The 23,682-nt window shown below is 68.0% G+C and carries 26 protein-coding genes and 3 pseudogenes; 10 read left to right on the top strand and 19 right to left on the bottom strand.

Annotation, left to right across the window (positions count from 1 at the left end; all coding sequences use genetic code 11):
- Positions 1–99: 99 nt before the first annotated feature.
- Positions 100–252, bottom strand: a pseudogene (locus JKV81_RS14585) (DUF305 domain-containing protein); the annotation flags it as partial.
- 104 nt (positions 253–356) lie between these two features.
- Between JKV81_RS14585 and JKV81_RS14580 the strand changes: the two are divergent.
- Positions 357–866 (top strand): hypothetical protein, encoded by a 510-nt coding sequence (locus JKV81_RS14580; protein ID WP_202076296.1) that lies wholly within the window; start codon positions 357–359, stop codon positions 864–866.
- Positions 867–1,219: 353 nt separating this feature from the next.
- Here the strand turns inward: JKV81_RS14580 and JKV81_RS14575 are convergent, their stop codons facing one another.
- The 5 genes from JKV81_RS14575 to JKV81_RS14555 all read right to left on the bottom strand — a co-directional run bounded on the left by JKV81_RS14575 (position 1,220) and on the right by JKV81_RS14555 (position 6,238).
- Positions 1,220–1,558, bottom strand: a complete 339-nt coding sequence (locus JKV81_RS14575) for a hypothetical protein (RefSeq protein WP_202076294.1) — start codon at positions 1,556–1,558, stop codon at positions 1,220–1,222.
- Positions 1,559–2,347: 789 nt separating this feature from the next.
- Positions 2,348–3,466, bottom strand: a complete 1,119-nt coding sequence (locus JKV81_RS14570; protein WP_202076292.1) for an alkene reductase — start codon at positions 3,464–3,466, stop codon at positions 2,348–2,350.
- 215 nt (positions 3,467–3,681) lie between these two features.
- Entirely contained in the window at positions 3,682–4,671 is a 990-nt protein-coding gene (locus JKV81_RS14565; RefSeq protein ID WP_202076290.1) for an aldo/keto reductase, read from the bottom strand.
- Between the two features lie 411 nt (positions 4,672–5,082).
- Entirely contained in the window at positions 5,083–5,547 is a 465-nt protein-coding gene (locus JKV81_RS14560) for a nuclear transport factor 2 family protein (protein WP_202076288.1), read from the bottom strand.
- Between the two features lie 214 nt (positions 5,548–5,761).
- Positions 5,762–6,238 carry a nuclear transport factor 2 family protein gene (locus JKV81_RS14555; protein WP_202076287.1) on the bottom strand — a complete coding sequence of 159 codons (477 nt, stop codon included), beginning with the start codon at positions 6,236–6,238 and terminating at the stop codon, positions 5,762–5,764.
- Positions 6,239–6,576: 338 nt separating this feature from the next.
- Here JKV81_RS14555 and JKV81_RS14550 point away from each other — a divergent pair, with 338 nt between their 5' ends.
- The 3 genes from JKV81_RS14550 to JKV81_RS14540 all read left to right on the top strand — a co-directional run bounded on the left by JKV81_RS14550 (position 6,577) and on the right by JKV81_RS14540 (position 8,411).
- The gene (locus JKV81_RS14550) at positions 6,577–7,188 is read left to right on the top strand and encodes a hypothetical protein (protein WP_202076285.1); all 612 of its coding nucleotides are present in this window, start codon (positions 6,577–6,579) and stop codon (positions 7,186–7,188) included.
- A gap of 208 nt (positions 7,189–7,396) precedes the next feature.
- Positions 7,397–7,861, top strand: coding sequence for a cupin domain-containing protein (locus JKV81_RS14545; protein ID WP_202076284.1), 465 nt, complete (start codon positions 7,397–7,399; stop codon positions 7,859–7,861).
- Between the two features lie 175 nt (positions 7,862–8,036).
- The gene (locus tag JKV81_RS14540) at positions 8,037–8,411 is read left to right on the top strand and encodes a nuclear transport factor 2 family protein (protein WP_202076283.1); all 375 of its coding nucleotides are present in this window, start codon (positions 8,037–8,039) and stop codon (positions 8,409–8,411) included.
- Between the two features lie 88 nt (positions 8,412–8,499).
- Here the strand turns inward: JKV81_RS14540 and JKV81_RS14535 are convergent, their stop codons facing one another.
- Together JKV81_RS14535 and JKV81_RS14530 are read right to left on the bottom strand one after the other, a co-directional pair.
- Positions 8,500–8,880, bottom strand: a complete 381-nt coding sequence (locus tag JKV81_RS14535; protein WP_202076282.1) for a VOC family protein — start codon at positions 8,878–8,880, stop codon at positions 8,500–8,502.
- 200 nt (positions 8,881–9,080) lie between these two features.
- A complete protein-coding gene (locus tag JKV81_RS14530) occupies positions 9,081–9,488 on the bottom strand; it encodes a cupin domain-containing protein (protein WP_202076274.1) in 408 nt (135 codons plus the stop codon).
- A gap of 214 nt (positions 9,489–9,702) precedes the next feature.
- On the opposite strand from JKV81_RS14530, the pseudogene JKV81_RS36910 reads away from it, so the two are divergent.
- A pseudogene (locus JKV81_RS36910) lies at positions 9,703–9,816 on the top strand (transcriptional regulator); the annotation flags it as partial.
- A gap of 35 nt (positions 9,817–9,851) precedes the next feature.
- On the opposite strand, the gene JKV81_RS14525 reads toward JKV81_RS36910, so the two are convergent.
- The 11 genes from JKV81_RS14525 to JKV81_RS14475 form a co-directional block, all read right to left on the bottom strand.
- Complete coding sequence (locus tag JKV81_RS14525) at positions 9,852–10,223, bottom strand: nucleoside triphosphate pyrophosphohydrolase family protein (RefSeq protein WP_147963303.1); 372 nt, start codon at positions 10,221–10,223, stop codon at positions 9,852–9,854.
- Between the two features lie 132 nt (positions 10,224–10,355).
- The gene (locus JKV81_RS14520; protein ID WP_202076272.1) at positions 10,356–11,468 is read right to left on the bottom strand and encodes a DNA alkylation repair protein; all 1,113 of its coding nucleotides are present in this window, start codon (positions 11,466–11,468) and stop codon (positions 10,356–10,358) included.
- A gap of 13 nt (positions 11,469–11,481) precedes the next feature.
- Complete coding sequence (locus JKV81_RS14515; protein WP_202076271.1) at positions 11,482–11,784, bottom strand: hypothetical protein; 303 nt, start codon at positions 11,782–11,784, stop codon at positions 11,482–11,484.
- 40 nt (positions 11,785–11,824) lie between these two features.
- Positions 11,825–12,880 carry an aldo/keto reductase gene (locus JKV81_RS14510; protein ID WP_202076270.1) on the bottom strand — a complete coding sequence of 352 codons (1,056 nt, stop codon included), beginning with the start codon at positions 12,878–12,880 and terminating at the stop codon, positions 11,825–11,827.
- A gap of 174 nt (positions 12,881–13,054) precedes the next feature.
- Positions 13,055–14,494: an NADP-dependent phosphogluconate dehydrogenase gene (gnd, locus tag JKV81_RS14505; protein ID WP_202076269.1), complete on the bottom strand. Its 1,440-nt coding sequence runs from the start codon at positions 14,492–14,494 to the stop codon at positions 13,055–13,057.
- A 56-nt stretch (positions 14,495–14,550) separates the two neighbouring features.
- The gene (locus JKV81_RS14500) at positions 14,551–15,438 is read right to left on the bottom strand and encodes a helix-turn-helix transcriptional regulator (RefSeq protein ID WP_236056661.1); all 888 of its coding nucleotides are present in this window, start codon (positions 15,436–15,438) and stop codon (positions 14,551–14,553) included.
- Positions 15,439–15,528: 90 nt separating this feature from the next.
- On the bottom strand, positions 15,529–15,987 hold the full coding sequence (locus JKV81_RS14495) for a nuclear transport factor 2 family protein (RefSeq protein WP_202076267.1): 459 nt from the start codon (positions 15,985–15,987) through the stop codon (positions 15,529–15,531).
- Positions 15,988–16,145: 158 nt separating this feature from the next.
- Positions 16,146–17,174, bottom strand: a complete 1,029-nt coding sequence (locus tag JKV81_RS14490; RefSeq protein WP_202076265.1) for a saccharopine dehydrogenase family protein — start codon at positions 17,172–17,174, stop codon at positions 16,146–16,148.
- Between the two features lie 173 nt (positions 17,175–17,347).
- Complete coding sequence (locus JKV81_RS14485; RefSeq protein ID WP_202076263.1) at positions 17,348–18,328, bottom strand: helix-turn-helix transcriptional regulator; 981 nt, start codon at positions 18,326–18,328, stop codon at positions 17,348–17,350.
- Between the two features lie 98 nt (positions 18,329–18,426).
- Complete coding sequence (locus JKV81_RS14480) at positions 18,427–19,266, bottom strand: helix-turn-helix transcriptional regulator (RefSeq protein WP_202076261.1); 840 nt, start codon at positions 19,264–19,266, stop codon at positions 18,427–18,429.
- A 68-nt stretch (positions 19,267–19,334) separates the two neighbouring features.
- A complete protein-coding gene (locus JKV81_RS14475; RefSeq protein WP_202076259.1) occupies positions 19,335–19,925 on the bottom strand; it encodes a TetR/AcrR family transcriptional regulator in 591 nt (196 codons plus the stop codon).
- Between the two features lie 239 nt (positions 19,926–20,164).
- On the opposite strand from JKV81_RS14475, the gene JKV81_RS14470 reads away from it, so the two are divergent.
- The 5 genes and pseudogenes from JKV81_RS14470 to JKV81_RS14450 form a co-directional block, all read left to right on the top strand.
- Complete coding sequence (locus JKV81_RS14470; protein ID WP_202076257.1) at positions 20,165–21,040, top strand: alpha/beta fold hydrolase; 876 nt, start codon at positions 20,165–20,167, stop codon at positions 21,038–21,040.
- A gap of 55 nt (positions 21,041–21,095) precedes the next feature.
- Positions 21,096–21,572 (top strand): peroxiredoxin, encoded by a 477-nt coding sequence (locus tag JKV81_RS14465; RefSeq protein ID WP_202076255.1) that lies wholly within the window; start codon positions 21,096–21,098, stop codon positions 21,570–21,572.
- Between the two features lie 386 nt (positions 21,573–21,958).
- Entirely contained in the window at positions 21,959–22,327 is a 369-nt protein-coding gene (locus JKV81_RS14460) for a DUF6415 family natural product biosynthesis protein (RefSeq protein WP_202076297.1), read from the top strand.
- A gap of 201 nt (positions 22,328–22,528) precedes the next feature.
- A protein-coding gene (locus JKV81_RS14455; RefSeq protein WP_372444154.1) for an IS5 family transposase occupies positions 22,529–23,460 on the top strand; the annotation gives its coding sequence in 2 pieces (ribosomal slippage) (positions 22,529–22,925 and positions 22,925–23,460; 933 coding nt in all).
- Positions 23,461–23,578: 118 nt separating this feature from the next.
- Positions 23,579–23,682: pseudogene (locus JKV81_RS14450) on the top strand (IS5/IS1182 family transposase); the annotation flags it as partial.

The following is a 23,682-nucleotide window of genomic DNA, read 5'->3' as shown; positions in this document are numbered from 1 at the left end:
CGCTGTGTTCCATGACCGTCATCCCCTTGTCCGTCCGGTGGTCCGTCCCTCTCGCCCACACCGGAACCATATACCCCCATAGGGTATTCCAGGGGTGGGTCAGCTCTTGCCGAGCAGGCTGTTCATCCGGGTGATCTCGGCGGTCTGGGAGGTGACGATGGCGTCCGCCATCTTCTTGGCGTCGGGGAAGAAGCCATCGGCCTCCTCCGTCTTCGCCATCTCCACCGCGCCCTCGTGGTGCTTGATCATCATCCGCTACGCGGACTCAGCACGAGTGCTTCTGGGCGAAGAAGCCGAGCAGGCATCGCAGTGAAACCCGCTCGACCTGCTTAACCCCATGACGAGATCATGGCCCCATGCCGTCGACCGAATCAGCTGCCCGCGAGCTTCAGGACCGCGCCGTTCTCTGGAGCATGGGCGAGACCCGCGCAACCGACGTCGTCACCGCAGCCTGTGATGCACTCGTTGCCGGCCTCGACAGCCCTGCCCTACGGATCCTGGCCGCGTGCACGCGCGCGGAGGCGGACTACGACGTCCCCGACCTCCTTCCCCCAGCACTTGACGAACTGGGCCTCACCTTCCACCCAGCGTGCAGCGTTGCAGGACAGGAAGCCGCGGCGCGAGCACTTGCCGCCCGGATGCTGGCCCTCGAACTGACGCCACGCGAGCTGGCCTTCAGGATCCATCAGCGCTTCGGGCACGAGCTGCCTCTGGCCGAGCGACTCGCCAACCTGGACGACGACTACGACGTCCTCGAATACGGCGACAGAACACAGGCGCAGGTCGACGCTGATGTCACGACCGAAGCTCTTCGACTTACACAGCATCCTCGTGTTCCAACCGTACCCACGGCTCTACCGACCTGAAGCAGACCGGTGCACCCGTGGGTTCAGGCTGAAGGACCTTCGGTTTCCTTGAACCCACGGGGATCAAGGCCCCGTTCTCCCGAAGCTACGACCAAGTGACAAGTAGCTCTCTGTAGCGGATCTGGGGTGTGCTTGTCAGCGTTTTTGATCTTCTGGGGTCATCGGGGGCCGTGCTCAGCGAGGTTGGTGGGCCGGTCATGACGACCGGAAGGAGCGCAGGGTGCGGCATGAGTGGGAGCCGGAGGACCTGATCGAGGTCTGGGTCGCTCCCGGTCGGCTGGATCGTTGCCCGGGTGTGGCGCCGGGCCGGGGAGGGGCCCGAAGCCGCCGCGCTCGCGGTCGGCTCGATTCGGCTACGCGTCGCGCCTGTGCAGCAGCAGGCTGCCGACCAACAGCGCGGCCGCGGTCCACACGGCGAGCACGCCCAGGCCGGCCCATGGGCCGATGGGCAGCTCGTGCAGATGGACGGTGGCCTGGACCGCGAGCCCGGCGGTCATGGGCGAGATCTGCTGGAGGTGCCGCTGCCACTCCGGGTCGTTGACCACCTGGGTGACGACCGGGAAGAGGTAGAGCAGCCCGAGCACGATCCCGATGGCGGTCGCCGCCTCCCGTACCGCCGTCACCACGCCGAGACCTATCAGGGCGATCAGGACGAGGTAGAGGACCGAACCCAAAAGGATGACACCTCTCACCTGCGGAAACGTCACATAGACGGACATTCACATCCTGTTGGATCCCGCTGCATCCGGCTCGATCCCGGGCAGCGGAGGTGCGGTGCGGTACGTACCGCACGGCTTCGGCGTGGCCTGCGCCAGTAGCGGGAGGAAATCCGCCTGGGGTGCATCTGCCGCTCAGTAACCCATGGTGGCCCGCCCGCAGCGCACACCGTCGATTCGGTTACCGACCCTCCCCTTACCCCTGTCAGTCACCCTCCGTATCGACCAGGCGAGTCGAAGAATTTTGGGCAGTTACGGGCTTCGGACCATGGGGCCATCACCGGCATCAGCGGATCGGTGTTGGGCTGACGCGATGCCATGTCCCCGCAGAGGCTGAGGGCTGCTTCGGGGCCAACCGTGTCCTGGGCTTCCCGCCGCAGGCTGTGGGCAAGGTCAGCCGCCGGCCCAAGCTCGATATCGAGTGCAGGCTTCTTCCAGCTTCGTGCATCACCGGTGCCTCTGAGGGTTCCGCCGGTCTCTCCCCTGCGACACCGGGATCGAGGCGCCACAGGATGACGGGGTCCCTCGTGGGCCGCCCACCGGTCTGCCCGGTGCGCCCTCCGAGGCGCACCAGGACATCGCTGGCCAGGCGGACCCGGTCGCGTACGGCGGCGATGTCGAGATCCTGGTTGTCACCGGGCTCCAGCTCATTGCGCCGCCGAGCGTGGCAGGTGGTGTCCGGCAGCAGCGGCGTACCGGCACAGCACCACCCCGGCGGTTGGCGGCCAACACATCCTGATAGCGGCCCACCAGATAGCCGCCACCTCAGTCCTCGTCAGGCCGGTTCGCCTGGAAGGACGGGTAGTCGTTGTACCCCTCGGCGCCGGCTGTGTAGAAGAGGGCCGGGCGCGGCTCGTTCTCCGGATGTCCCCCCTGCCAGCGTTCGACCAGGTCGGGGTTGGCTATGACGGCTCGGCCCACGGCCACGACATCGGCGCAGGCGGCCTCGATCAGCCGCACTGCTTCCTCGCGCGAGGTGATCGAGAGGGAGCCGCTGTTGGCCATCAATCTCCCGCCGAAGCGTCGGCGCGGCTCCTGGACCAGGCATCCCTGCAACTCCTCGTGCAGGACGGAGAGGTAGGCCAGACCCAGCGGGCGCAGGTGGTCCAGCAGTTGACCGTAGGTAGCCAGGACCTCGTCCCTGTCGCGTTCCAGGACATCCTTGATGTTGCGTTCGGGTGAGATGCGGAGCCCGACTCTTCCGGCGCCGATGGCCGTCGCGACCGCGGTCACCACTTCGAGGGCGAAGCGGGCCCGGTTCGTCGGCGTGCCCCCGTACCTGTCGGTGCGCCGGTTGGACGCCGGAGCCAGGAACTCGTGCAGCAGATATCCGTTGGCGGCATGGATCTCCACGCCGTCCATACCGGCCTCGATCGCCCGGCGGGAGGCGGCGACGAAGTCCTCAAGGACTGTTCTTGCCTCTGCGGCGGTCAGTGCTTGCGGCACCGGGTAGGGCTGCTTGCCCTTCTCTGTGTGTCCCTCGTCGCTGATCGCGATCGCGCTGGGAGCCAGGATGCGCCGGCCGCCGTTGACATCAGGGTGGGTGACGCGGCCGGCGTGCACGATCTGCATCACGATGCGGCCGCCTTGAGCGTGCACCGCCTCGGCCACCCGCCGCCAGCCGCGCATTTGTTCGTCAGTGACGATGCCTGGCTGCCCCACGAAGGCCTGTGACTCGTGGCTGGGGTAGACGCCCTCGGTGACGATCAGCCCGAGGCTCGCTCGCTGCCTGTAGTGCTCGATCACCAGGTCACCTGGGACTCCGGAGGGACCCGAGCGCATCCGAGTCAGCGGGGCCATGACGACGCGGTTCGCAAGCTCGATGTCACCGAGGGAAACAGGCGTGAAGAGAGATTTTCCCTCGGATATCGATGCTGACGTCACTGATCTGACTCCGTTCTGAGGTGGGTACACGAATACGACGTGGGACCCGCCCGCTGAAGCGCTGCGGCAGTACCGAACTGCGAACGAATCCCCACCGGCGCTGCGTCGCTGGCCGGTCCGTACGGTGCGGGAGGTGCGGGTGTACTGCGCTGCGGCCCTCTCTCCTGGCGAGGGCCGCAGCGTTCAGGCGTGCGCGGTGTGATCGCAGCCTGGGGTCATACCCAGGTGGGTGCGTAGTCCTCGCCGTAGCGGGCGCCGTAGCCGCCGTGCGGCAGAATGTCGTTGATCGCGGCCAACTCGGCTTCGCTCAGCGTGAGATCGGCAGCACGGGTGTTCTCCTCCACACGCTGAGGACTGCGGGTGCCCGGGATGGGCACCTTGTGCTCACCCTGCGCGAGGAGCCAGGCCAGGGCCAGTTGGGAGACGGAGGCCCCCTTGGCGGCTGCGAGGTCGGCGAGTTGCCTGACGGCCTCGACGTTCTTCTCGAAGTTGCCCGGCTGCCAGCGGGCATCGACGTTGCGCATGTCGGTTGCGTCGTAATGACCGGCCGGTTTGGCGCCCCCGGTGATGAAGCCGCGTCCGAGCGGGGCGTAGGCGACGAAGCCGATGCCCAATTCGTCGAGCGTGGGGAAGACCTGCTCGATGTCCCGCTCGAACAGGGAGTATTCGGTCTGCAGAACAGAGACCGGCTGCACGGCGTGCGCCCTGCGGACGGTTTCGGGGCCGGCCTCGCTCAGGCCGAAGTACTTCACCTTGCCCGCGTCGATGAGCTCCTTCACGGTGCCGGCGACGTCCTCGATGGGCACCTCCGGGTCGACACGATGCTGATACAAGACATCGATGTGGTCCACGCCGAGGTAACGCAGGCTGTTGTCGGCGACCTTGCGGATGTTTTCCGGGTGGCTGTCGAGGGCGACCCCGATCTCCTCGGGGGGCAGCGACATGTCGAAGCCGAACTTGGTGGCCAGGACGACCTCCTCGCGGAAGTTCTTGACCGCCTGACCGAGCAGCTTCTCGTTGGAGCCGGTGCCCCAACCGTAGAACTCGGCGGTGTCGAAGAAGGTGACACCCAGGTCGTGGGCGCGCTGGATGGCGGCGATGCCCTGCTCGGTGTCGCCGGGGCCGTAGGACATCGTCAGGCCCATCGTTCCGTAACCGATCGCCGAAACCTCGAGGCCTTGGCTGCCGAGTGTCCTGCGCTGCATGACGTCTCCTCTGGTCGAATGAGCCGGCTGTGTTCGTCCCCGGCCGGCCCGGGATGCCTGCCGGGACAGGGGTTCGGCTCCGGGCCCGTGGTGCCGAACCTCGCCCGGGCCGGGGCGCCGTGGGGATGTTGTGGGGTGTGAACTCCACACTCATGGACGCGACGCACAAGAGGGAGGCTGTGCGAAGGGGGGCGCGCCGCACCCAGGCGGGCCTGACGTCCTGTGCGGAGGCCGCACCGGGACGGGGGAGCACATGAGGACCGGTGGGGCGCGGCTGAAGACCGCAGCCGCGGAGAGGTGTCAGCCTGCCGGGGAGATGAAGCGCCATGCGAGGCCTGCGGTCTGGACCCGCGCCGGGGGCTGTGTGCTGGGTTCACCGGCCGCCGGAGCGGTTGGGGCCGTGCCGAGGATTCATGACGGGAGGAATACGTCAGGGCTGCCGGTTGTCCAGTGGATGCGCAGAGTACGGCGTGAAATGCGCCAGCCATCGGCGGCGCGCACGAGGTCGTCCTCGTAGGTGCCGCCGGTGTGGTAGTGCTCTTCACCCCGGTGGTGATGGGCGACGATCTGCGTGGACGCGTGCGCTCCCGCATCCGTGAACTCGACAGTCTGGGCACCCAGCAAGTGCTGCGTCGCGTCGAGGCTCCTGAACAATTGGCGGGCGCCGTCCGCGACCGCGCTGCCACCGGTCGTCAGGCCGCTGAACTGCGTTCCTTCCGCAAGGTAGGCGTCGAAGACATTCTCCACCTCCGCGTCCTCGGTGAAGACGGCGGCAACGCTGGTGAAATCGCGGTGGTCAAGGCCGAAGACGTAGGCCGTGAGCAGGCCGAGTATCGCGCTGCGGTCCGAGCTGTCCGGACCGGGGGTTTCGCTCATGGGATTCCGATCGTGATGGAGAAAGTGACAAGGCGTCCCGGCTGCCTGCGGCGGCACCTCTCGGCCGCGGCCACCTGTTGGCGACGACATGGACAGGGAGTGCGCCGCAGGCATGGAGTGCGTCCGCGGCGGACCTACTGCTGCACGACGGCAGCTTGGTGGCGCAGGCTTTGACCGAGAGCGATGCGAAGACGGTCCGTCGCCAGGCAGGTTCCTAGATTCCGGCGAGGACGGTGGGGTCTCCCTGGGTCCAGGCGTTGTCGACGGTGACGTGCTGGATGAGCCAGACGTCCCCGCTCCTGACAAGTTCGACGTCGTAGCGGTTGGTCATGAGGACGTGGCGGGAGTGGTCCTCTCGGGGCAGGTGCTGGCACGCCACGATCGCTTCGAGGCTCGCCCTGTCGCCGTCCAGGCTGACGCGCGGGTTGCTCACGGAGTGCGTGGTGTCCAGGTGACCGAGCGAGGCCAACAGGGCTGCGGCGATGGCCTCGCGGCCTTCCACCGGCGGGTACTCCTGGCCGGCCTTCTTCGTGGCCGGACCGAAATCGGCTACTGCATCGTCTGTGAACGCGGACGAGAGAAGTTCCTTGTCACGCAGGTCGAGGCCGGCTGCGTATCGGTAGATGGTCTCCACCACGGCGAACTTGTCCGTGATTGCCGCGGTGGAGGTGCTGCTGCCTGTTGTCGACATGGTGCTTCCTTACTTGGCGGGTCGGTACACGATCCACCGTAGACCACTAAACGACAGGTGTCGAATAGTGGTAGCGTCGAGAGCGAACCCGACCGAAGGAGCGACATGTCCGACGTGAATCCCCGTGCTCGAACGGCGGCCGTCGCCGGAGGCGGCAGAGACTCGGGCCTTCCCGTGCCGCCCTGTCGGCCACACGCCGCACGGAGGCGAAGCCCGGGTCTCCTCGCCGGCGCCTGCGCCGCGCCCTTGGCGTGCCTGCCGATGGCCGGTTCTCGGCGATTGCCCCAGCGGCCCCGGGGGGTGAAGCGCTGCGATCACCCGCGAAGTAAAGTGCGTCCATGGTGAGTGATCAGCCCCCGGCAAACGACGCGGACCCGCGCTTCACGCGCTCGCGACGGGCGATCGCCGAAGCGCTTGCCGACCTCATGCAGCGGACACAGTCGTGCCCCTCGGTCTCCGCCCTCTCGGAAGCCGCCGGCATCCATCGCGCCACCTTCTACAACCACTTCGACTCCGTCGAAGAGGCGGCGGTATTCGTGATCGCAGACGATTTCCGCTCCCTTCACGACCTGAACATCAGCGATCGGCGGATGGGCGCAGACCCGACCGCCGTGGCAGTGGCGACGCTGAACGCCATGCTCGACTCCCTCAGGCAGCGCAGAAGCCTCTTCCTGCTGGCTTCGACCTGGCGATCGCCGAGCGGACTGATGGGGATCGGCGACCTTCTCCTGGAGCAGCTCCGCGCTCTTCGGCGCGACCTCGGCACCGACGAGCGGGAATCCGGCCCGCACAACTCGGTCGAGGACGTGTTTACCGCCTCCGGCGTGCACGGAGTCTTCTCTGCCGCCGTCGGCGGCAACACCGACTGCGACCCGGAAGAGATCGCTGTCCGTCTGTACGCCCTCCTCCCCGACTGGATCCGTCAGCCACCGCAGTCGCCGACGACCTGAGCCGACGGCTCGGCCGGCCGTGACCCCGAGCAGCCTCAAAGCATCACCGTGCGCTCTTCCGCCGGTGTGCCCTCATCACCGTGGCGTGCGGGAACACCCGCCGTACGACCGCACCGGCGAATCCCGCCCGTGCGCCGCAGCGCCAACCACATCGGCTTCGACGAACCGGCCGCCTCATTGCCGCCACTCGTCGCAAGGAGACAGCAACATGAGCATCGCCCTTGTACGAAACCCAGGCGACGGCCAGGACTTCCCCTACTACGACAACGTCATCGAGCAGGTGGCGACCAACGCCGAGACGAGCGGAGCGGTCAGCGTCATGCGTCTCACCGTCGGCCGCGAGGACGCGCCGCCCTTGCACACTCACAGCCGGGAGGACGAGAGCTGGGTGGTCCTGTCCGGCCGCGTCCGGTTCTGGGTCGGGTCGACCTCGCTGGACGAGTGCGAGGTACACGACGCCGAAGCAGGGGCCTACATCTACGTGTCCAGGCTGGTCCCACACACCTTTCAGACGATCACACCGACCGCAGAGGTCCTCGTCATCAACAACCCCGGAGCCGTCGAAGGGCTCTTCCACACGGTCGGGCCCGCCGACGCGCGTGCAGACTCCGAGCACACCGACCTCGCGTCGGAGTACGGGATCGTGAACCACGACGGCCCGCCGCCCGCCTGAGCCCCGGGCGGCGCCTGGTCATCGTCACCGAGAGACCAACGCCCCGAGAAACCAGGGAATCGTCCAACGGCTCAGGTCGCCGCTCCCCACGTCGGCCGCACTGAGCGTCCGGTCGGACCGGACCCGCCCCCTGCCCTGTCGGCGCCCCGCAGCTTCCATCAGAAAAGGGACTTCCATGAGCCAGAACCTCAAAGACAAGGTCATCACCTACCTCCGCGCACTGGAGAAGTCCGACTGGGAGACCGCGCGTGCACTGTGCTCCGAGGCGGCCACCGTCTGGCACAACGACGGCAAGGGTGATGAGACGCTCGATGAGTACTTCGAGGGGCTGAGACGGCAGATCGGCTCCTACGAAGCGATCCGCTACGACATTCTCCGCCAGCTCTCCCAGCCGGGCGAGGTCCTCCAGCAGCACGTCGTACGCGTGACAACGAACGACGGCAGCCGTGGTGAGGTGCATGCCGCGGTCCACTTCGGCTTCGACGGCACCGGTCTGATCACCCGCATCGAGGCGTACGCCAACTACATCCCCGTCAGTCAGCAGAGCTGAGGCGCCGGCGCGTGCTCACCGCACCGGCGAACGACGACACTCGGACCCCAAGGCCCACGGTCTGCGCCGGCGGAACGAGAGCGTGGCCTCACAGAATGATGCAGAAAGGGTGCCCCGCCGGGTCCAGCAGGATGCGCCGCCGCTCGGGAAGCGGTTGCACCTCGGCTTCGACGGCTCCCAGCGCGATGAGCCTGGCCTGGGTGGTATCCAGGTCCTCCACGCCCAGTTCGAGGTGAGCCTGCTTCGGTACGGAGGAGTCCGGCCAGCTGGGGGGCTGGTAGTCCTCGACGCGGTAGAAGCCCAGCCCGGGTGACCCTTCACGGCCCAGCAGCACGAAACCGTCGGTGGAAAGAGTGATGGGCAGGCCGAGTGCCTCACCGTAGAAGCGGGCCAGCTCGGCAGGGTCGGGACAGTCGAAGGTGACGGCCAGGTAGCGGATCGCAGGATCGGTATCGGTGTGGGTGCTCATCAGAGGACTCCTTGCTGGCGTGGCCGGCCACGCGCGGTGATGACTGTCGTTCGGCGGTGCCGGGCTGTGCCCGGCACCGCCGGCTGTTCACGTTTCTGTGCGGCCGTCCACATGCTCCGTTTCAGCACGTGCCGGACCTGACGAAGCGCCCGCGCACTCGCGCTGAGGCGCCGTCACATGTAATCGGTGCGACACCGCGCTCACGGTGTGCGCACTTCACCGGTCGGAAAGTCCGGGATCGGTGTGAAGACCTCGATCATGGTGGTGTCCTCGAGCGCGACCGCGGAGTGGGGCACTCCACCCGGAATGCCAAGTGCCTCGCCCGGCCCCAGGACACGCTCCTTGCCGTCGACCACGTACGCCATGCGCCCGGTCAGGATGACGTCGATCTGCTCCATCGGGTGGACTTCCTGCTCGCTCGGATCCGCAGGATTGGGGATTACCGTGTCCGCCGCGATCGCCACGTGCAGTACCTGTGCCTTGTCGGCGGTCAGCGCTTTGATCATAATCCGGTTGCCGAAGTCCCCCAGAGGCGTCGGCTCGATCTCACTCCAGATCCGGTGCTGCGGCCGGCCGAGTTCGTGGGCGGTGCTCTGTTCTGTGGTCATGGAGAAGACGCTACGGCGAGACCAGGACAGCTTCAGTCCTGGTCATGGGGAAGACCCCCGCCTGTGATCAGTGCCTCTGCCCGCCTGTTGCGACACGACGGTTCGTATGCCTTCGCCCCAGGACCGAACAGTGCAACTCATCCCACCACGGTGAACGTCCACCGCCCGGAAGGGCCCGACGGCACCCTCGTGGAAATCGGCGGCTACGACCAATGACGGCCTTGCCCGCTACCTTCTCTGCCGGGCCGCGCCTCTGCAGGTCCTGTCACCCGACACCGTACGAGAGGCACTGCGGCGCCGGGTGCGGGAACTGCTTCAGGCGCTTTGAGGTGCTGCCGCCGACAAACGGCGCCCATCCGTGTGTCAGCCCTTGGGCATGCTCTGCAGGGTCCGCCGCAGGCCGTCGCCGATGCGGTCCATGGTGGCCTCGTAGGCTTCCGGCATGTCGACGTCGAGCCGGTCGGCGAGCACGAAGACCCACCACAGGCACTCGGCCAGCTTGTGCCGCAGTTCGGCGTCAACGTCACCGTCGATGCCCCAGGTGCGCTCAGCGGCGAGCACCAGGCGCCCGACGTAGGCTGCGTCATTGGTGAAGCCGAGCGCGAGCTCGGGCAGGGTCCAGGTCCTGCCCAGTACGCGCTGCTCGATCTGCTCGTACTGGGCTCGGACCTGCAGTGCCTTCTCATCGGCCTCGATGAGGCCGGCCTTTTCGTCGTGTGCCGGCGTCTCGTTCATCTAGGTGTCCCTCCAGGGAGATGGTCGGTGTCATTGACGACGCTAAAGGCAGATGCGGACGGATTTTGTCCTGGTCTGTCGGTGTGGTGATGCGGTCTGTCGGCAGACGGGTGACTCAGTCCGTGCCGCGCGTCACGGTGTGTCCGTGGGAACCAGTTCGAATTCGGACCGCTCGGACTCGACTCCGTTCATCTGGAGGGAGATTGCATGTCGCCCGGGGTAGTAGCGGCGTGTCGTGATCGGCCGGAACGAATGCTCCCGCATCACCTCCATCTGTTCACCCGGTGCGAGGGTCCGGGTGGTGAGTTTGAAGGTCTTGCCGGTCCGGTTTCCGTTGGCCTTGCGGTAATGCACGATGTAGTCGATCGTCAGCCGCGCCGCAGTATCACCTACGTTGCGGATCGAGGCAGTGAGCTGGACGCTCTCGCCAAGAGGGACGACATCCCGGCCCAGTCGGGGCCCGGCCACGTCCAGGACCGCGGGAGCGAAACCGAGCAGTTCCAGTGCACCGGCGTGGCCGCGCTTGATGAGCGTGCGCAGCCCGTGCCGTACCAGGCGTTCCGTCGTGGCGTCAGGACTGTCCAGCCAGCGGCGCGCCATGTCGACGACGAGCTCGGGGTGGTCGCGGCTGAGATCGTTGAGATGGTTGGCGACCGAGCGGCGCACGTATGCGCACTCGTCCTGGTAGAGGGCGTCCAGGATGGGGACGGTCACTCCGGGACGGGCCAGGATCTGCGGCACCCGTACCGCCCAGGGCAGGTAGGGACGGGTGCCTTCGGAGGCGAGCCGGCGCACGTCGGGGTCCGCCGATCCCGTCCAGTCGTCCACGATGGTGTTGAGCGCCCGGTCGAGGTCGTGTCGCAGCAGTGTCCTGATCGCGAACTCGGAGGAGAGCCGCCCGGTGAGGTCGGCGAGGAGCGCCATGGCGTCGTCGAAGGGGGCGGTCTCGCCTTCCTGGACGGCGCGGGTGGCGAGCGCGCTAGTGACCGGCCAGATCAGCCATCCGGTGAACTGAGGTGCGTCGCGGGCTGTTCGTACCGTCCGGGCGAGTGTGGCGTAATTGCCCGGTAGGTCTGTCAGCAGTGCGTCGCGCAGCAGGTCGGCGCGCTGTCTGAGCGGCAGTGGGCCGATCTGCCGTGCTGCCGCGTGCAGTGCCGTGAAGGCGGCGTCCGGAGCGGCGGCCCGGATGGCGTGCGTGAGGTTCTGCACGGTGTGGCGGCTGATGAGTTCGTCGGCGAACGGCATGCTGGTCTCTCCGTCATGTGACGTGGTGCAGCGCGGTGGTGAGCTGCCAGTCCACGCTGTCGTGGTCGATCGTGGCGTGGACGGGAGAGTCCGCCATCTCGCCGGTGATTCCGGCGGCGCCGGTGCGGGCGTGCGGCAGGCTGTCGTAGGCGACGATGTCGATAATGCGTCCGTCGTCGGTCTCGACGATGCGTCGCCAGAGGAAGCCGGGCTGTCTCTTCAGGTAGGCGTCGATGTCCGCGTTCGCCTTGACGAAGTCGTCGGCGGTGTGGCCCGGGGCCGGGCGCAAGGTGGTGATCTCGAGTGTCTCGGCCATGGTGTGTTCCGTTCTCGTCACGCAGTGCTGTTGATGGCGGTCAGCGGACGAACGCCTTGGCGGACAGGCCGTTGACCGTGGTGTCACCCTGCTGGAAGCCGACCATGGACTCGATCATGTTGTGCGGGTAGTCGAGGGTGGGTGTCGTGAGGCTGTTCAGTTCGGTGATCTGCGTGTCGGTGAGCGTGACGTCGAGCGAGGCGAGATTGGCGGCCAGCTGCTCCGGTGTCCGGGCGCCGACCAGGGTGGACGTCACCTCGGAGCGCTGCCGGACCCAGGCAAGCGCCACTGCTGCCACTGTCGTACCGAGGCTGTCGGCGATCTCCTGCAGGGCGTCGAGGAGGACGAAGGTCGGTTCGCTCAGGTAGGAGGCGGCGTACGCGGTGCGTCCTGAACCGGCCACCTCGGTGGCGGTGCGCGAGTACTTGCCGGACAGGACACCGCTGGCCAGCGGACTCCACGGTGTGATGCCGAGCCCGAAGCGGCGGGCGGCTCCGAAGGTCTCGCCCTCGACGCTGCGGGCGAGCAGGGAGTACTCGACCTGGAGAGCGGCGACGGGCTCCCATTCCCGCAGCCGGGCGGTGGTGGCGGCCTCGGCGACCCACCAGGCGGGTGCGTTGGACAGGCCGATGGCGTGGATCTTTCCCGCGCGCACCAGATCGGTGAGGGTGGACAGGGTCTCCTCGACGGGAGTGTGTCGGTCCCACTGGTGCATCCAGTACAGGTCGATGTAGTCGGTGTTCAACCGTCGCAACGAGGCATCCAGTTGAGTGCGGATCGCCTTGCGGCCGGCACCACCGGAGTTGGGGTCATCGACTGCCATGCTGCCGCCGAACTTCGTCGCCAGGACGACGCGGTCACGGCGTCCGGGACGCTGGGCGAAGTAACGGCCCAGGGTCTCCTCGGAGGCGCCGCCGTTGTACATGTTGGCGGTGTCCACGAAGTTGCCGCCGGCATCGAGGTAGTGGTCCAGCAGCCCGAACGAGGTTTCGGGGCCGGAGCCCCAGCTGCCGTCGTCGAAGTTCATCGCGCCGAAGGCGAGAGGGCTCACGCGGAGCCCCGAGCGGCCGAGGGTGCGGTAGGAGGTGAGTGACATGGTGTTTCCTTCTGGGTTCTCGGAGTAGGTCTCAGAACTGCGGATGCGGACGATGGTCTCCGGTGGGGCGTGGACTCCACACTCGCCGACGGGGCCCCGAAGAGGGAGGTCGCGCGAGGGTGGGTGTGCCACACCCAGGCAGACTGCCGGTGACCGTGGACGCGACGGCCTGGATCAGACGTCTGTTTCAGGACGGTCGGGGTGCGCCCAGTGCGTGTGGAAGGCGCCCTGCCGGTCGATACGCCGGTAGCTGTGCGCGCCGAAGTAGTCCCGCTGGCCCTGCAGCAGCGCGGCGGGCAGTCGGTCGGCCCGCAGTGTGTCGTAGTACGACAGTGCCGCGGCGAACGCGGGAGCGGGGACACCACGTCGGGCGGCGGTGGCGACGACCTCGCGCCAGGGGACCTGGGCTGCGGTGACCTCTTCCGCGAACCCGGGCTCGGCCAGCAGGCTGACGAGGTCGGGGGCGGCCTTGTGCGCTGCGCGGATGCGATCGAGGAATGCGGCGCGGATGATGCAGCCGCCTCGCCAGATGCCGGCCACCGCTCCGAAGTCGATGTCCCAGCCGTATGCGAGCGCGGCGTCCTGGATCATCGTGAAGCCCTGGTCGTACGCGATGACCTTGGAGGCGTACAGCGCCTGCTCGACCTGTGACGTGAAGCGTTCTGCCTCGGAGCGAGTCTTCGGTATGTGCATGCCACCGGGCAGCGGACGGTATGCGGTACGAAGGGCGGACCGGCCGGAGGCTGCGCGTGCGAAGGTCGCCTGAGCGATGGTCGTGACGGGTGAGGCGAGGTCGAGAGCGGTCTGTACGGTCCAGCGGCCGGTGCCCTTCTGCCCGGCGGCATCAGCGACCACGTCGACGAAGGGCCTCCCGGTGCCGGCATCCGTATGGGAGAGCACCTCGGCGGTGATCTCGATCAGATAGGAGTTCAGTCGCCCCTTGTTCCAGGTGCGGAATATCCCGGCGATCTCGGGCGGGGTGTACTGGGCGACCTGGCGCAGCAGATCGTAGGCTTCTGCGATGAGCTGCATGTCGGCGTACTCGATGCCGTTGTGGACCATCTTCACGAAATGGCCGGCGCCGTCGGACCCGATGTGCGTGCTGCATGCCTCCCCGCCGACATGGGCACTGATGGTCTCGAACATGGGGCCCAGGACGGCGTAGGCCTCCTTCGAACCGCCCACCATGATGGACGGCCCGTTCAGGGCGCCCTCCTCACCGCCGGAGACACCTGCTGCGACGAAGTGGATGCCGCGTTCGCGTAGATCCGCCTCACGACGCCGGGTGTCGGCGAAGTGGGCGTTCCCGCCGTCGATGATCATGTCCCCGGACTCCAGTAGCGGGGCGAATTCATCGATGACCGCGTCCGTGGCGGCGCCTGCCTGCACCATGATCATGAGTCGGCGAGGGCGCTGCAGGGCATCGACGAAATCCCGGGCGGTTTCGGCCGGTACGAAGGCGCCCTCGTGACCGAACTCCTCCATGAGGGCCTTCGTGCGCGACGGGGTCCGGTTATGGACGGCGACCGTGTAGCCGTGGCGTGCGAAGTTCCGGGCCAGGTTTCGGCCCATCACCGCGAGTCCGGTGACTCCGATGTGCGCGCGTGTGTTCACGATGATCTCTTTCTCTGCCACCTGTACGGCGGAAGACGAGTAGGCGGTCGTGGCTGTCATGGCTGCTGTCCGCCCATGGCCGCGAGGTAGGTGAAGGCCTCGGCACTGCGACTCCCCGGGGCGGGGACTCCGACCAGCAGGTGCTGTCCAGGGACGGTCGCCACGCCGTGGACGCGGTACGAGAGCTCGATGTGTCCGACTGCTGGGTGGACCACCTTTCTGTACGCGTGGTCCAGGCCGATCGCGGCGCTGTTCTCCCAGTTCCTTGCGAAGTCGGCCGACTGGGCGAACAAGCCGGTGATGAGGTCCACGATTTCCGTGTCGTTGGGCAGCCGGACGGCGTTGAGGCGCAGCGTGTGCAGCGAGCCGGCGGCGGCCACAGGCCATTCGGTGAAGTAGGCCCGTGCCCCGGGGTGCGTGAAGAGGATCCGGAGCAGGTTCTGATCGGTGCCGGCCGCGTCGGCGTCGGCGAAGGGGGACAGCAGTACTCGGGCGGGCGCGTTGGCCGCCAGGATGTCGAAGCCGGGACTCAGTACGTAGGCCGCTGCCTGGTGAGAAGCGTCCAGGATGTGCAGTAGTTCCGGGTGCACCTGTCCGCGTGCGGTGTCGGGACGCAGGTTCGGGTTGAGTCCGGCGAGACGGAACAGGTGGCTCCGTGCATCCGGGGCCAGACGAAGGGCCTGGGCGAGGGCTTCGGCGATCCGGGGCGAAGGGTGTCGCTGCCGGCCTTGCTCCAGTCGGCTGTAGTGGTCGGCGCTGACGTGTGCCAGGACCGCCACCTCCTGCCGGCGTAGTCCATCCACCCGGCGGCGACGACCACCGGTGCTCAGGCCGACGTCCGCGGGAGCCAGTTGGGACCTGCGGGCCCGGAGGAACTCCCCCAGGGAGTTCTCCTGTGGCTCCTCGGCGGGCCCGCGGGTTCGTGCTGAGCCCACGGGCGCCATGGAGGGCACGTGCATGCGCATCCGCATTCCTTCCCGGCTCGGCGTACCGGAAGTCGGCGTGCCCGATGCGAGCCGGCCCTTCGGTGCGCTTCAGGCATCCGGAGTCTTGAGGTGGTAGCGGGTGTTGCCGGTGAAGTCGATGGTGACCTCCCGCCGGGCGAAGGACCACGTTCCCTGACGCCGCTCGAAGCGGTCGCGGTAGCGTCCGCCCGCCACCATCTGCAGCGGCAGGAGGCCGGGCACTGCCTGGAGGATGTTGTAGTACGACCGCGCTTCGGCGCTGCCGTCGTCCTCGTTCACTTCGATGAGGATGTTCGTCGTGATGTGCCGGGTGCGCAGGGTTCCGTCGTCGTGCACGACCAGCATCGAGCTGATCAGGTTTTCGATGGCCTTACCCCCGCGGAGGCTCACCTCACCGGACACGAACTCCGCGTTCTCGAAGAGTGCGCCGAACTCCGCGAAGTCGCCGTCGTCGACGAGGTGCGAGTAGCGGGCGATGAGGTTCTCGATCTGTCGGGCGCTGGAGATCGAGGAGGTGGAAGCAGGCATGGCAGTGGCCTTTCGACAGGGGGATTCGCTCGCCCCGGCGGGCGAACACCCTCAGTCTGTTCGCGCGTCGACCGGCCAGGAAGGACCTGTCTTCCTGGGTGCCACACACCCATGTTCCACTCGGATCCGTGGGTGGGCCGGCCCACCCACGGTGTCCCCTACAGGTCCTTGATCTGCGAGTCGCCGACGGCGAGAGCCAGTTCGGGGCCGTAGGCGGAGGAAGGCGACTGGAAGCCGGGCGTGAAGGAGCCGGCCAGCACACGGCGGGCGATCTCCACGGAGGAGAGCTGGGTGAACCGGTAGCCGGTCGGTGTGTCGATCAGGGACCGGACCACGCTGCCGTCCCGGCCGGTGACCTCGGCAACAACCTTGCTGCGTCCCACCTCCCGCTCCTGGGCGGTAGGGCCGTCGGGCAGCGTCGAAAGGTCCAGGTCGATGGGGAGCGGCTGCCCGACCTGAACGTACACCTCGATCGAGGGGACGCCCGTGGCGTAGTGGCTGGTGATCAGGTCGCCCATGGACACGGATACGCACTCTTCCGGACCGTCGTCACCGAAGTCGAACGAGGCGGCCTTGGGCTCCGGCAGGGCGACGATGTCCCCGTCCTTGCGGACCAGCACGCCCAGGTCACCGATGCCCTCGGTGGCGCTGACGATGGACCCGCGGGAGAAGAGATTCAAGCCCTCCGACTCCTCGGGGGTCGCGCTGAGGAGCTTGAGCGCCAGACGCAGACCGACGGGCTCGTCGACGCGTGCCGCAGCATGGGCGGCCACGCAGTCGCTGGGCACGACGTCCCAGCCGGCGCCGGACATGACCATCACGCCGGCGGCCGCGGCCTCGGCGTGCCGGGAACGCGCGGTGGCGAACACGTCGTATTCGGCGGTGGTATCGAGGTAGTGCACACCCTTGTCGATGCAGGCGTCCATCAGCGGGCCCGCGGTGCGGTGGAAGGGGCCGGCGACGTTCAGGACCACGGTGATGCCGTCGAGCGCGTCTCGCAGGAGTGCGGGGTCATCGACCGTGAATGCCCGGCTGTCGACACCGAGTTCCTCACCGAGTGCCTTGACGCGCTCCTGGTTGCGGCCGGCCACGACGACGTCGAGGCCCGACTCCTTGGCGTGCTCGGCGACGAGCTTCCCGGTGTAACCGGTGGCTCCGTAAACCAGCAGGCGGGGGGTGGCTGACATGATGCGCTCCCATAGACAGGTAATGAGGTGGGACTGCGGGAAAGGCACGTCCCGAGCGGTGACGCGCTCGGTGCTGTGTGCCTTGCATCCAGGCTAGGAGCAGATCCGGACACATACGGTCCTGGTCTCTCACCGGTCGCCGCGTCACCCGCCCGGTCGTCACGAGCGGCTCGTCACGGCTGCTCGTCGGCTCCCTGCCGGCCCGCTTCGTTCCCTCGGTACAGAGCGTCGAGCCGGGCGAGCAGCGCTTCGCGAACGGAGTCGGGGGACAGCACCTCCAGCGGCGTGCGCAGGCTCAGGAGGTAGCCGGCGAGCTGGTCGGGGTCGGAGCCGCCGATGCTGATGACCGTCGCGTTGGGCCCGTCGGGTTCGTGGGTGGCGACGATGGGGGCCACCAGGCGCCGGGCGTCGTCGTAGGACAGTGGAAGCCGGACGCGGGCGAAGAACGGATATCCGGTGCGGGTGATGGTGTCGGAGACCAGCTGCGCGGCGTCCGGGGCGTCCGGCACCTCGATCACTTCTCCGGTGGACACGACCTCCACGACCCGGTCCGCACGGAACGTCCGCCAGGCCGACCGTTCTACGTCGCGGGCCACGAAGTACCAGTGTGCGCCGGTGTACACGAGGCGGTGCGGATCGACGCACCGGACCGTGGTGGTGCCGTGCATGTCGCGGTAGGTGAGCGTGGTGCGCTCGGACGCCCGGCAGACGGAGGCCAGAAGCAACAGCACGTCGGCGGACGCCCGGGGGGTCTCGCAGCGCGGAGTGTGTTCGACGGTGGCGTCGAGGCCCGACAGCCGCCTCGCCATCCGGGTGGGAAGGATCTGCCGCAGCTTCAGCAGGGCCGACAGTGCTGCCGGGTCAGCACCCAGTGCGGCACCGTGTGCGGCTTCCCTGAGCGCCACGGCCACAGCGAAGACCTCGTCGTCGTCCAGGTTCAGCGGCGGCATGCGGTTGCCCGCGCCGAAGCGGTAGCCGCCGCCCGGCCCCGGTACGGACTCCACGCCGTAGCCGAGCTCACGCAGCTTGTCGACGTCCCGGCGCACCGTGCGTTCGGTGACGTCCAGTTGCCGTGCGAGTTCCGCGTTGGACCAGGTGGGTCTGCTCGACAGCAAGGACACCAACCGAAGCAGTCGAGCGGAGGTGGTGATCATGGAACGAACCTATCCGGGAGCCGCGAGCGGGGCGGCCCCGCATGGGTCGGAGCCGGCGCGGAGCTCTCGCACACCGCCGTCGCAGCGCCGGCAGGACATCACGCGATGGTCGCGCCGCGCTCGGCCGGCGCCACGAGGGACGTCACCGCCGCGGCGCTTGCACTGCCGGGCTCGGGAACGCCGACCAGGAGCTGCTGTCCTGGAGCGTCGTGGACGTCAAAGGTCTGGTAGGTCAGCTCGATGCGACCGACGCCGGGCAACACGAAGACCTTGTACGCGCGGGTCATGCTCTCGACCTCGTTCTCCTGCCACAGCCCCCGGAAGTCCGGTGATTCCTGCGACATCTCGGCCACGAGGCCGCTGATGCCGGGGTCGTCGGGGAACCGTCCCGCGTGCAGCCGCAGCGCGTGAACCGTGGCGCGCGCCACGACGGGCCACTCGACGAAGACCTCTCGCGCACGAGGATGCTGGAACAGCACCCGGACCATGTTCGAGGTGCCCTCGAAGGGTGCGAGGAGCGCGGTGGCGATGGCGTTCTTCGCGAGTACGTCGAAGGCGGGGCTCAGCACGTAGGCGGCGGCCGCGGGAAAGGCGTCCAGCAGGTGCAGCAGGGAGGGGTGGACCAGATCGCGGCCCGCGGCCGAGGTGAGCGCGGGGTGAAGGCCCGCCAGCCGGAAGAGATGGGTCCGCGCGTCCGGTGTCAGGCGCATCGCCCGCCCCACCGCATCGACCACCTGCGGCGAAGGATGGCGCTCGCGCCCCTGTTCCAGGCGCGCGTAATAGTCGACACTCACGCCGGCGAGCACAGCCACCTCTTCCCGCCGCAGACCCTTGACTCGCCGGCTGCCACCACCTGCGAGTAGACCCACGTCGGACGGTTCGGTGCGGGCACGGTTCGCGCGCAGGAAGGCGCCGAGTTCGTTCTGCGGCTGCTGCATTTTCCGACCTGTCAGTTGGGGTGAACGGGAGAGCGAGGTAGAAACCGGCCGGGTGGACACGGCCCTCCCTACCGGGCTTTCCGCCCGTCCTCAAGAACGGCGGAGACGGTCCGCATCAAGTGCTCACGCACCGATTGCGGATCATCCAGGTCTCCCCCTGCCATCGCACCGTCCCGCAGAAGAATGAGCGCCGCGGTGGTGTGCTCGCTGTCGGTGCAACCCGCAGCGGTCGCGAGGTTCAGGACCGTCTGCCGGAACCAGGTCCGGTGGGCCTGGACCGCCCGCCGGACAGGATGCCCGGGGTCCGGGTACTCAGCGGCGGCGTTGATGAACGGGCAGCCACGGAAGCCCGGCCCGCAGATCTCCGCCCCGACGCCCGCCATCATCATGAGCAGCAAAGCCTCGGGGTCGGTACTCGTCCGGAACGCCTCCGTCACCACCGACCTGATCTGCTGGTCGCGTTGCTCGACATGGGCGAGCACGAGGTCTTCCTTGCTGGGAAAATGGCGGTAGAAGGTGACCCGGGTGACCTGAGCCTCGGCGATGATCCGGTCCACGCCGACATGACGGATGCCTTCGGCGTAGAAAATGGCGGAGGCCGTCTCCAGGAGCCGGGCTCGGGCCGGAGACGCTGTCGCGGGGGCTTGGGGCGGGGTCATTGCACCACCCTACCGGAACGACCGTTCTCCAGCAGAACGGCGAGACGGCCGCACTCTCGACCCCTCGGGTACAGATAACTCACTACTGGCCAACTCCTTAGCCACCGCCGCTTCCAGCGATTCAGTCATCGATTGACGATCACGAAAGCAAGCAGTACGGTCAACGGAGTAGATAGAACGTTCCATCTACCTAGGGAGCCCTCCGGGTCTCCTCATGCCACCAGCAGAGAAGGCACACCATGTCCCGACGCCACATCCAGCCCGCACGCCGTACCCGCCGCGCCGTACTCGCGGTCGCCGGCGCGGCAGCCCTGGCCGCCGTCGCAGTCCCCGCCCTCGCCAGCAGCCCTTCGGATGACGGGAAGACCGTCGCAGCTGCAGCTGCCGCCTCGCACTCGGCGCCGAAGCCGACCGTCCTGCTTGTACACGGCGCCTGGGCCGACTCCTCCAGCTGGAGCCCGGTGATCGACCGGTTGCAGGCCCAGGGATATCCCGTACAGGCGATCGCCAACCCCCTGCGCGGGCTCGCCTCGGACGCGGCCTACGTGAAGAGCCGGATCGAGAGCATCGAGGGCCCGGTCGTCCTGGTCGGGCACTCCTACGGCGGCGCGGTCATCGGGGAGGCTGCCACGGAGGAGCCCAATGTGAAGGCACTCGTCTACGTTGCGGCCTTCGCGCCGGACAAGGGCGAGTCGCTCGGCGCGCTGGTCGCCAAGAATCCCGGCTCGCACGCCACACCGGACGCTCTGAACCCCGTCCCCTTCGACATGGGCAACGGGGTGAGCGGCGTGGACCTCTCCATCAAGCCCGACAAGTACCGTGACGTGTTCGCCGCGCCCCTGTCCGCACGCAAGGCCAACAGCCTCGCCGCCGTGCAACGGCCGATCAGCGCCGCGGCGCTCGAAGAGACCGCGACGAACGCCGCCTGGCGAGGCATTCCCTCCTGGTACCTGGTCACGCGCCAGGACCACGCTCTGCCCCCGACCACCCAGCGCTTCATGGCCCAGCGCGCACACGCGCACACCACCGAGGTCAACGCGCCCCACGCCGTCATGCTGACCCGCCCGGACACCGTGAGCGGTCTGATCCGGCAGGCGGCGACGGCCACCCGATGAACGGCACGACGTTCGCACCAGCTCACCCAGCACGGACGGCACCCAAGGAGACGCAATGGCAGGCTCGATAGAAACAGGAAGTACCGCACCGGAGTTCGTCCTCTCCGGAGGCGTGCTGCGGGACGGTGACTTCGCCCGGGGGGCCTACAGACTCGACACCGGACGCGCGCGTCCCCTGGTCCTCGCTTTCTACCCGCAGGACAACTCAAGTGTCTGCACCAAGCAGTTGTGCTCCTACTCGAGCGGGCTGGAACAGTTCACCGAACTGGGTGCCGAGGTCTGGGGCATCAGCCCGCAGGACATCGACAGCCACGAGGAGTTCGCCCGCAAGAACAACCTCCGCATACCTCTGCTCAGCGATCCGGACCGCACCGTGGCCAAGCTCTTCGGCGTCGCCGCTCCCGGCGTCGGCCTCAGGCGCTCGGTGTTCCTCATCGCCCCCGGAGGGCGGATCGCGTGGAAGCACGCGGCGCTTGTCGGCTTGACCTGGCAGCCCCTGGAGAAGCTCACCACGGAACTCTCCCTGCTCTGAGCCTCCGGGTCGCTGCCCAGGCGCTCGCTGCCTGGGCACCCGACAGCGTCGCAGCGGCAGCGGTGCGGCAGCGCTCGTCCTCCAGGCGGTGACGACGAGCCGAGGTCAGTAACACAGGCAGGAGAGCGAGGGGCCCGGCTGGTCAGGCGACCAGCCGGACCCCTCGCTGCGGGGCCTGCTGCGGTGTCCGTTCACAGGCCATCCGCCATCAGGACCCGGACCTGGTGACCTCGGTCATCGCGTCGCAAGGGCCATGGCCACGGCCTCCAGCCCGTCCCCGTCTATGCCGGAGAGGAGGGTCTCGGCCTCCTCGTCACTCACGCCTTCGGGAACGAAGCGTCCGCTGCACTGGATCTCGGCGGCCTCCGGCCTGCGACCCCGACGGGCTGATCGAGGCGGAGCTCTCGCTCGACCGCGAACCGTACGAGAGCCTCGTCAAGGCCGTCCTCGCGTGGACCGGCGAGGACACGCTCGCAGAACGGGACTACGTCCAGATCGGCCTCCAGCTGACCGGCCACGCCCGCGCCGTCGCCTCCGACGTACGGCGCCGCGCGAACCAGATGCCCAAGAGCAGCGGGCCCCGGGCGCTCGCCGACGTCGTCCTGCGCGAGGTAGAAGGCCGACTGTCCGCGACGCTGGAGGGCACCGTGCGCTGCGTTCAGAGCCGCGCCCGCCTGGTTCGCGCGCTGTACGAACGGCTGGACCGCCTGGAGGCGGCGCTCACCGCAGACAGGACTGCACCGCCCGTCGGCTGACAGTGCTCTGCCAAATCAACAAGGCCTACGACCGGGCCTTCAAGAAGTACCCGATCACCGTCCCCCTGGCGGCAGGAGTTTCACTGCCTCCGCCAGAGCCGCCGGCCTGGGCGTCGGCATCGAGCAGGACCCACAGCTGGTCCGCTAGGACTTGTCCGGCCGATCATGTGACCACTCCATCTCTGCGTCGTTCCTGTGGGCATGGGGCGGGGTGATCTGAGTGATGCCGAGTGGGAACGGCTGCGGCCGTTTCTGCCCTTCAGCAACGGGCGTTGTGGCAGGTGGCGGGATCACCGGCAGGTGATCGACGGGATGCTGCACCGGGTGCGGACAGGGGTGCAGTGGCGTGACCTGCCCGAACGATTCGGACCGTGGAAGACCGTCTATGAACGCCACCGCCTGTGGTCGGCCGACGGCACCTGGGAACGTCTGCTCCAGCTGGTCCAGGCCGCGGCCGATGCCGCAGGCGAGATCGACTGGGACATCTCGGTCGACTCCACCATCGTCCGTGCGCATCAGCATGCCGCCGGCGCCCGCACCGACTCGCCTTCGGCCCCGGGATCAAAGGGGGCCGAAGGGATGGAACACCAGGACGAGACGCCCTGGCAGAGTCTCGTCGCCCGCCTGGTGGAGGTGGTGCTGGAGGTGAGGGCCTGGGCCGCTCGCGCGGCGGGTTCACCAGCAAGCTCCACCTGAGCGCGGACGGCCGCTGCCGCTCACTGTCCCTGATCGTTACTCCAGGTCAGCGGGCAGACTGCACTCAGTTACAGCCGGTCCTGGACAAGATCCGGGTGCCCAGGTCTGGCCTGGGCAGGCCGCGCAAGAAGCCCGACAGCCTTGCGGCCGACAGGGCCTACAGCAACGGCCCCATCCGCGAGTACCTGCGAAGGCGGGGAATCCGCCACACCATCCCGGAGAAGACCGACAGCCAGGCGGCCCGCCTGCGCAAGGGCACAGGCGGTGGGCGGCCGCCCGGCTTCGATGAGGACCGGTACAAGAAGCGCAACACCGTCGAGCGGGCGATCAACCTCTTGAAGCAGTCCCGGGCGGTCGCCACTCGCTACGACAAGCGCGGTTACGTTTTCCTCGGCACCGGGACGGTGGCAGCCCTCGCAATCTGGCTCCGGTCCTGATCAGGGCCAGTCCTCGGGGACGGGGTACATGTGGGCGTAGGGATCGGGCTCACCTGCAGAAGGGTCCAGGCCGGCCCTAAGATCGTGTCCTATGTGGGGCGGGCTCGTTGGGCTCGTCATGGGGCGGGGTACGTGGAGTTGGATTGTTCCGGACGGGCTGTGGGAGATCGCCGAGCCGCTGATCCCGCCGTCGAAGGTGCGGCCGCAGGGCGGCGGGACGCA

The organism is Streptomyces silvae (genome assembly GCF_016745505.1).
Classification (GTDB): domain Bacteria; phylum Actinomycetota; class Actinomycetes; order Streptomycetales; family Streptomycetaceae; genus Streptomyces; species Streptomyces silvae.
The sequence above is the reverse complement of the archived record's forward strand: the minus strand, read 5'-3'. Positions and strand labels throughout refer to the sequence as shown.

Bases quoted from the DNA above. Each gene is read 5' to 3' on its own strand.
- JKV81_RS14580 (WP_202076296.1), top strand. From the start codon at position 357: ATGCCGTCGACCGAATCAGCTGCCCGCGAGCTTCAGGACCGCGCCGTT.
- JKV81_RS14565 (WP_202076290.1), bottom strand. From the start codon at position 4,671: ATGCAGCGCAGGACACTCGGCAGCCAAGGCCTCGAGGTTTCGGCGATC.
- JKV81_RS14560 (WP_202076288.1), bottom strand. From the start codon at position 5,547: ATGAGCGAAACCCCCGGTCCGGACAGCTCGGACCGCAGCGCGATACTC.
- JKV81_RS14555 (WP_202076287.1), bottom strand. From the start codon at position 6,238: ATGTCGACAACAGGCAGCAGCACCTCCACCGCGGCAATCACGGACAAG.
- JKV81_RS14550 (WP_202076285.1), top strand. From the start codon at position 6,577: ATGGTGAGTGATCAGCCCCCGGCAAACGACGCGGACCCGCGCTTCACG.
- JKV81_RS14545 (WP_202076284.1), top strand. From the start codon at position 7,397: ATGAGCATCGCCCTTGTACGAAACCCAGGCGACGGCCAGGACTTCCCC.
- JKV81_RS14540 (WP_202076283.1), top strand. From the start codon at position 8,037: ATGAGCCAGAACCTCAAAGACAAGGTCATCACCTACCTCCGCGCACTG.
- JKV81_RS14535 (WP_202076282.1), bottom strand. From the start codon at position 8,880: ATGAGCACCCACACCGATACCGATCCTGCGATCCGCTACCTGGCCGTC.
- JKV81_RS14530 (WP_202076274.1), bottom strand. From the start codon at position 9,488: ATGACCACAGAACAGAGCACCGCCCACGAACTCGGCCGGCCGCAGCAC.
- JKV81_RS14525 (WP_147963303.1), bottom strand. From the start codon at position 10,223: ATGAACGAGACGCCGGCACACGACGAAAAGGCCGGCCTCATCGAGGCC.
- JKV81_RS14520 (WP_202076272.1), bottom strand. From the start codon at position 11,468: ATGCCGTTCGCCGACGAACTCATCAGCCGCCACACCGTGCAGAACCTC.
- JKV81_RS14515 (WP_202076271.1), bottom strand. From the start codon at position 11,784: ATGGCCGAGACACTCGAGATCACCACCTTGCGCCCGGCCCCGGGCCAC.
- JKV81_RS14510 (WP_202076270.1), bottom strand. From the start codon at position 12,880: ATGTCACTCACCTCCTACCGCACCCTCGGCCGCTCGGGGCTCCGCGTG.
- JKV81_RS14500 (WP_236056661.1), bottom strand. From the start codon at position 15,438: ATGGCGCCCGTGGGCTCAGCACGAACCCGCGGGCCCGCCGAGGAGCCA.
- JKV81_RS14495 (WP_202076267.1), bottom strand. From the start codon at position 15,987: ATGCCTGCTTCCACCTCCTCGATCTCCAGCGCCCGACAGATCGAGAAC.
- JKV81_RS14490 (WP_202076265.1), bottom strand. From the start codon at position 17,174: ATGTCAGCCACCCCCCGCCTGCTGGTTTACGGAGCCACCGGTTACACC.
- JKV81_RS14485 (WP_202076263.1), bottom strand. From the start codon at position 18,328: ATGATCACCACCTCCGCTCGACTGCTTCGGTTGGTGTCCTTGCTGTCG.
- JKV81_RS14480 (WP_202076261.1), bottom strand. From the start codon at position 19,266: ATGCAGCAGCCGCAGAACGAACTCGGCGCCTTCCTGCGCGCGAACCGT.
- JKV81_RS14475 (WP_202076259.1), bottom strand. From the start codon at position 19,925: ATGACCCCGCCCCAAGCCCCCGCGACAGCGTCTCCGGCCCGAGCCCGG.
- JKV81_RS14470 (WP_202076257.1), top strand. From the start codon at position 20,165: ATGTCCCGACGCCACATCCAGCCCGCACGCCGTACCCGCCGCGCCGTA.
- JKV81_RS14465 (WP_202076255.1), top strand. From the start codon at position 21,096: ATGGCAGGCTCGATAGAAACAGGAAGTACCGCACCGGAGTTCGTCCTC.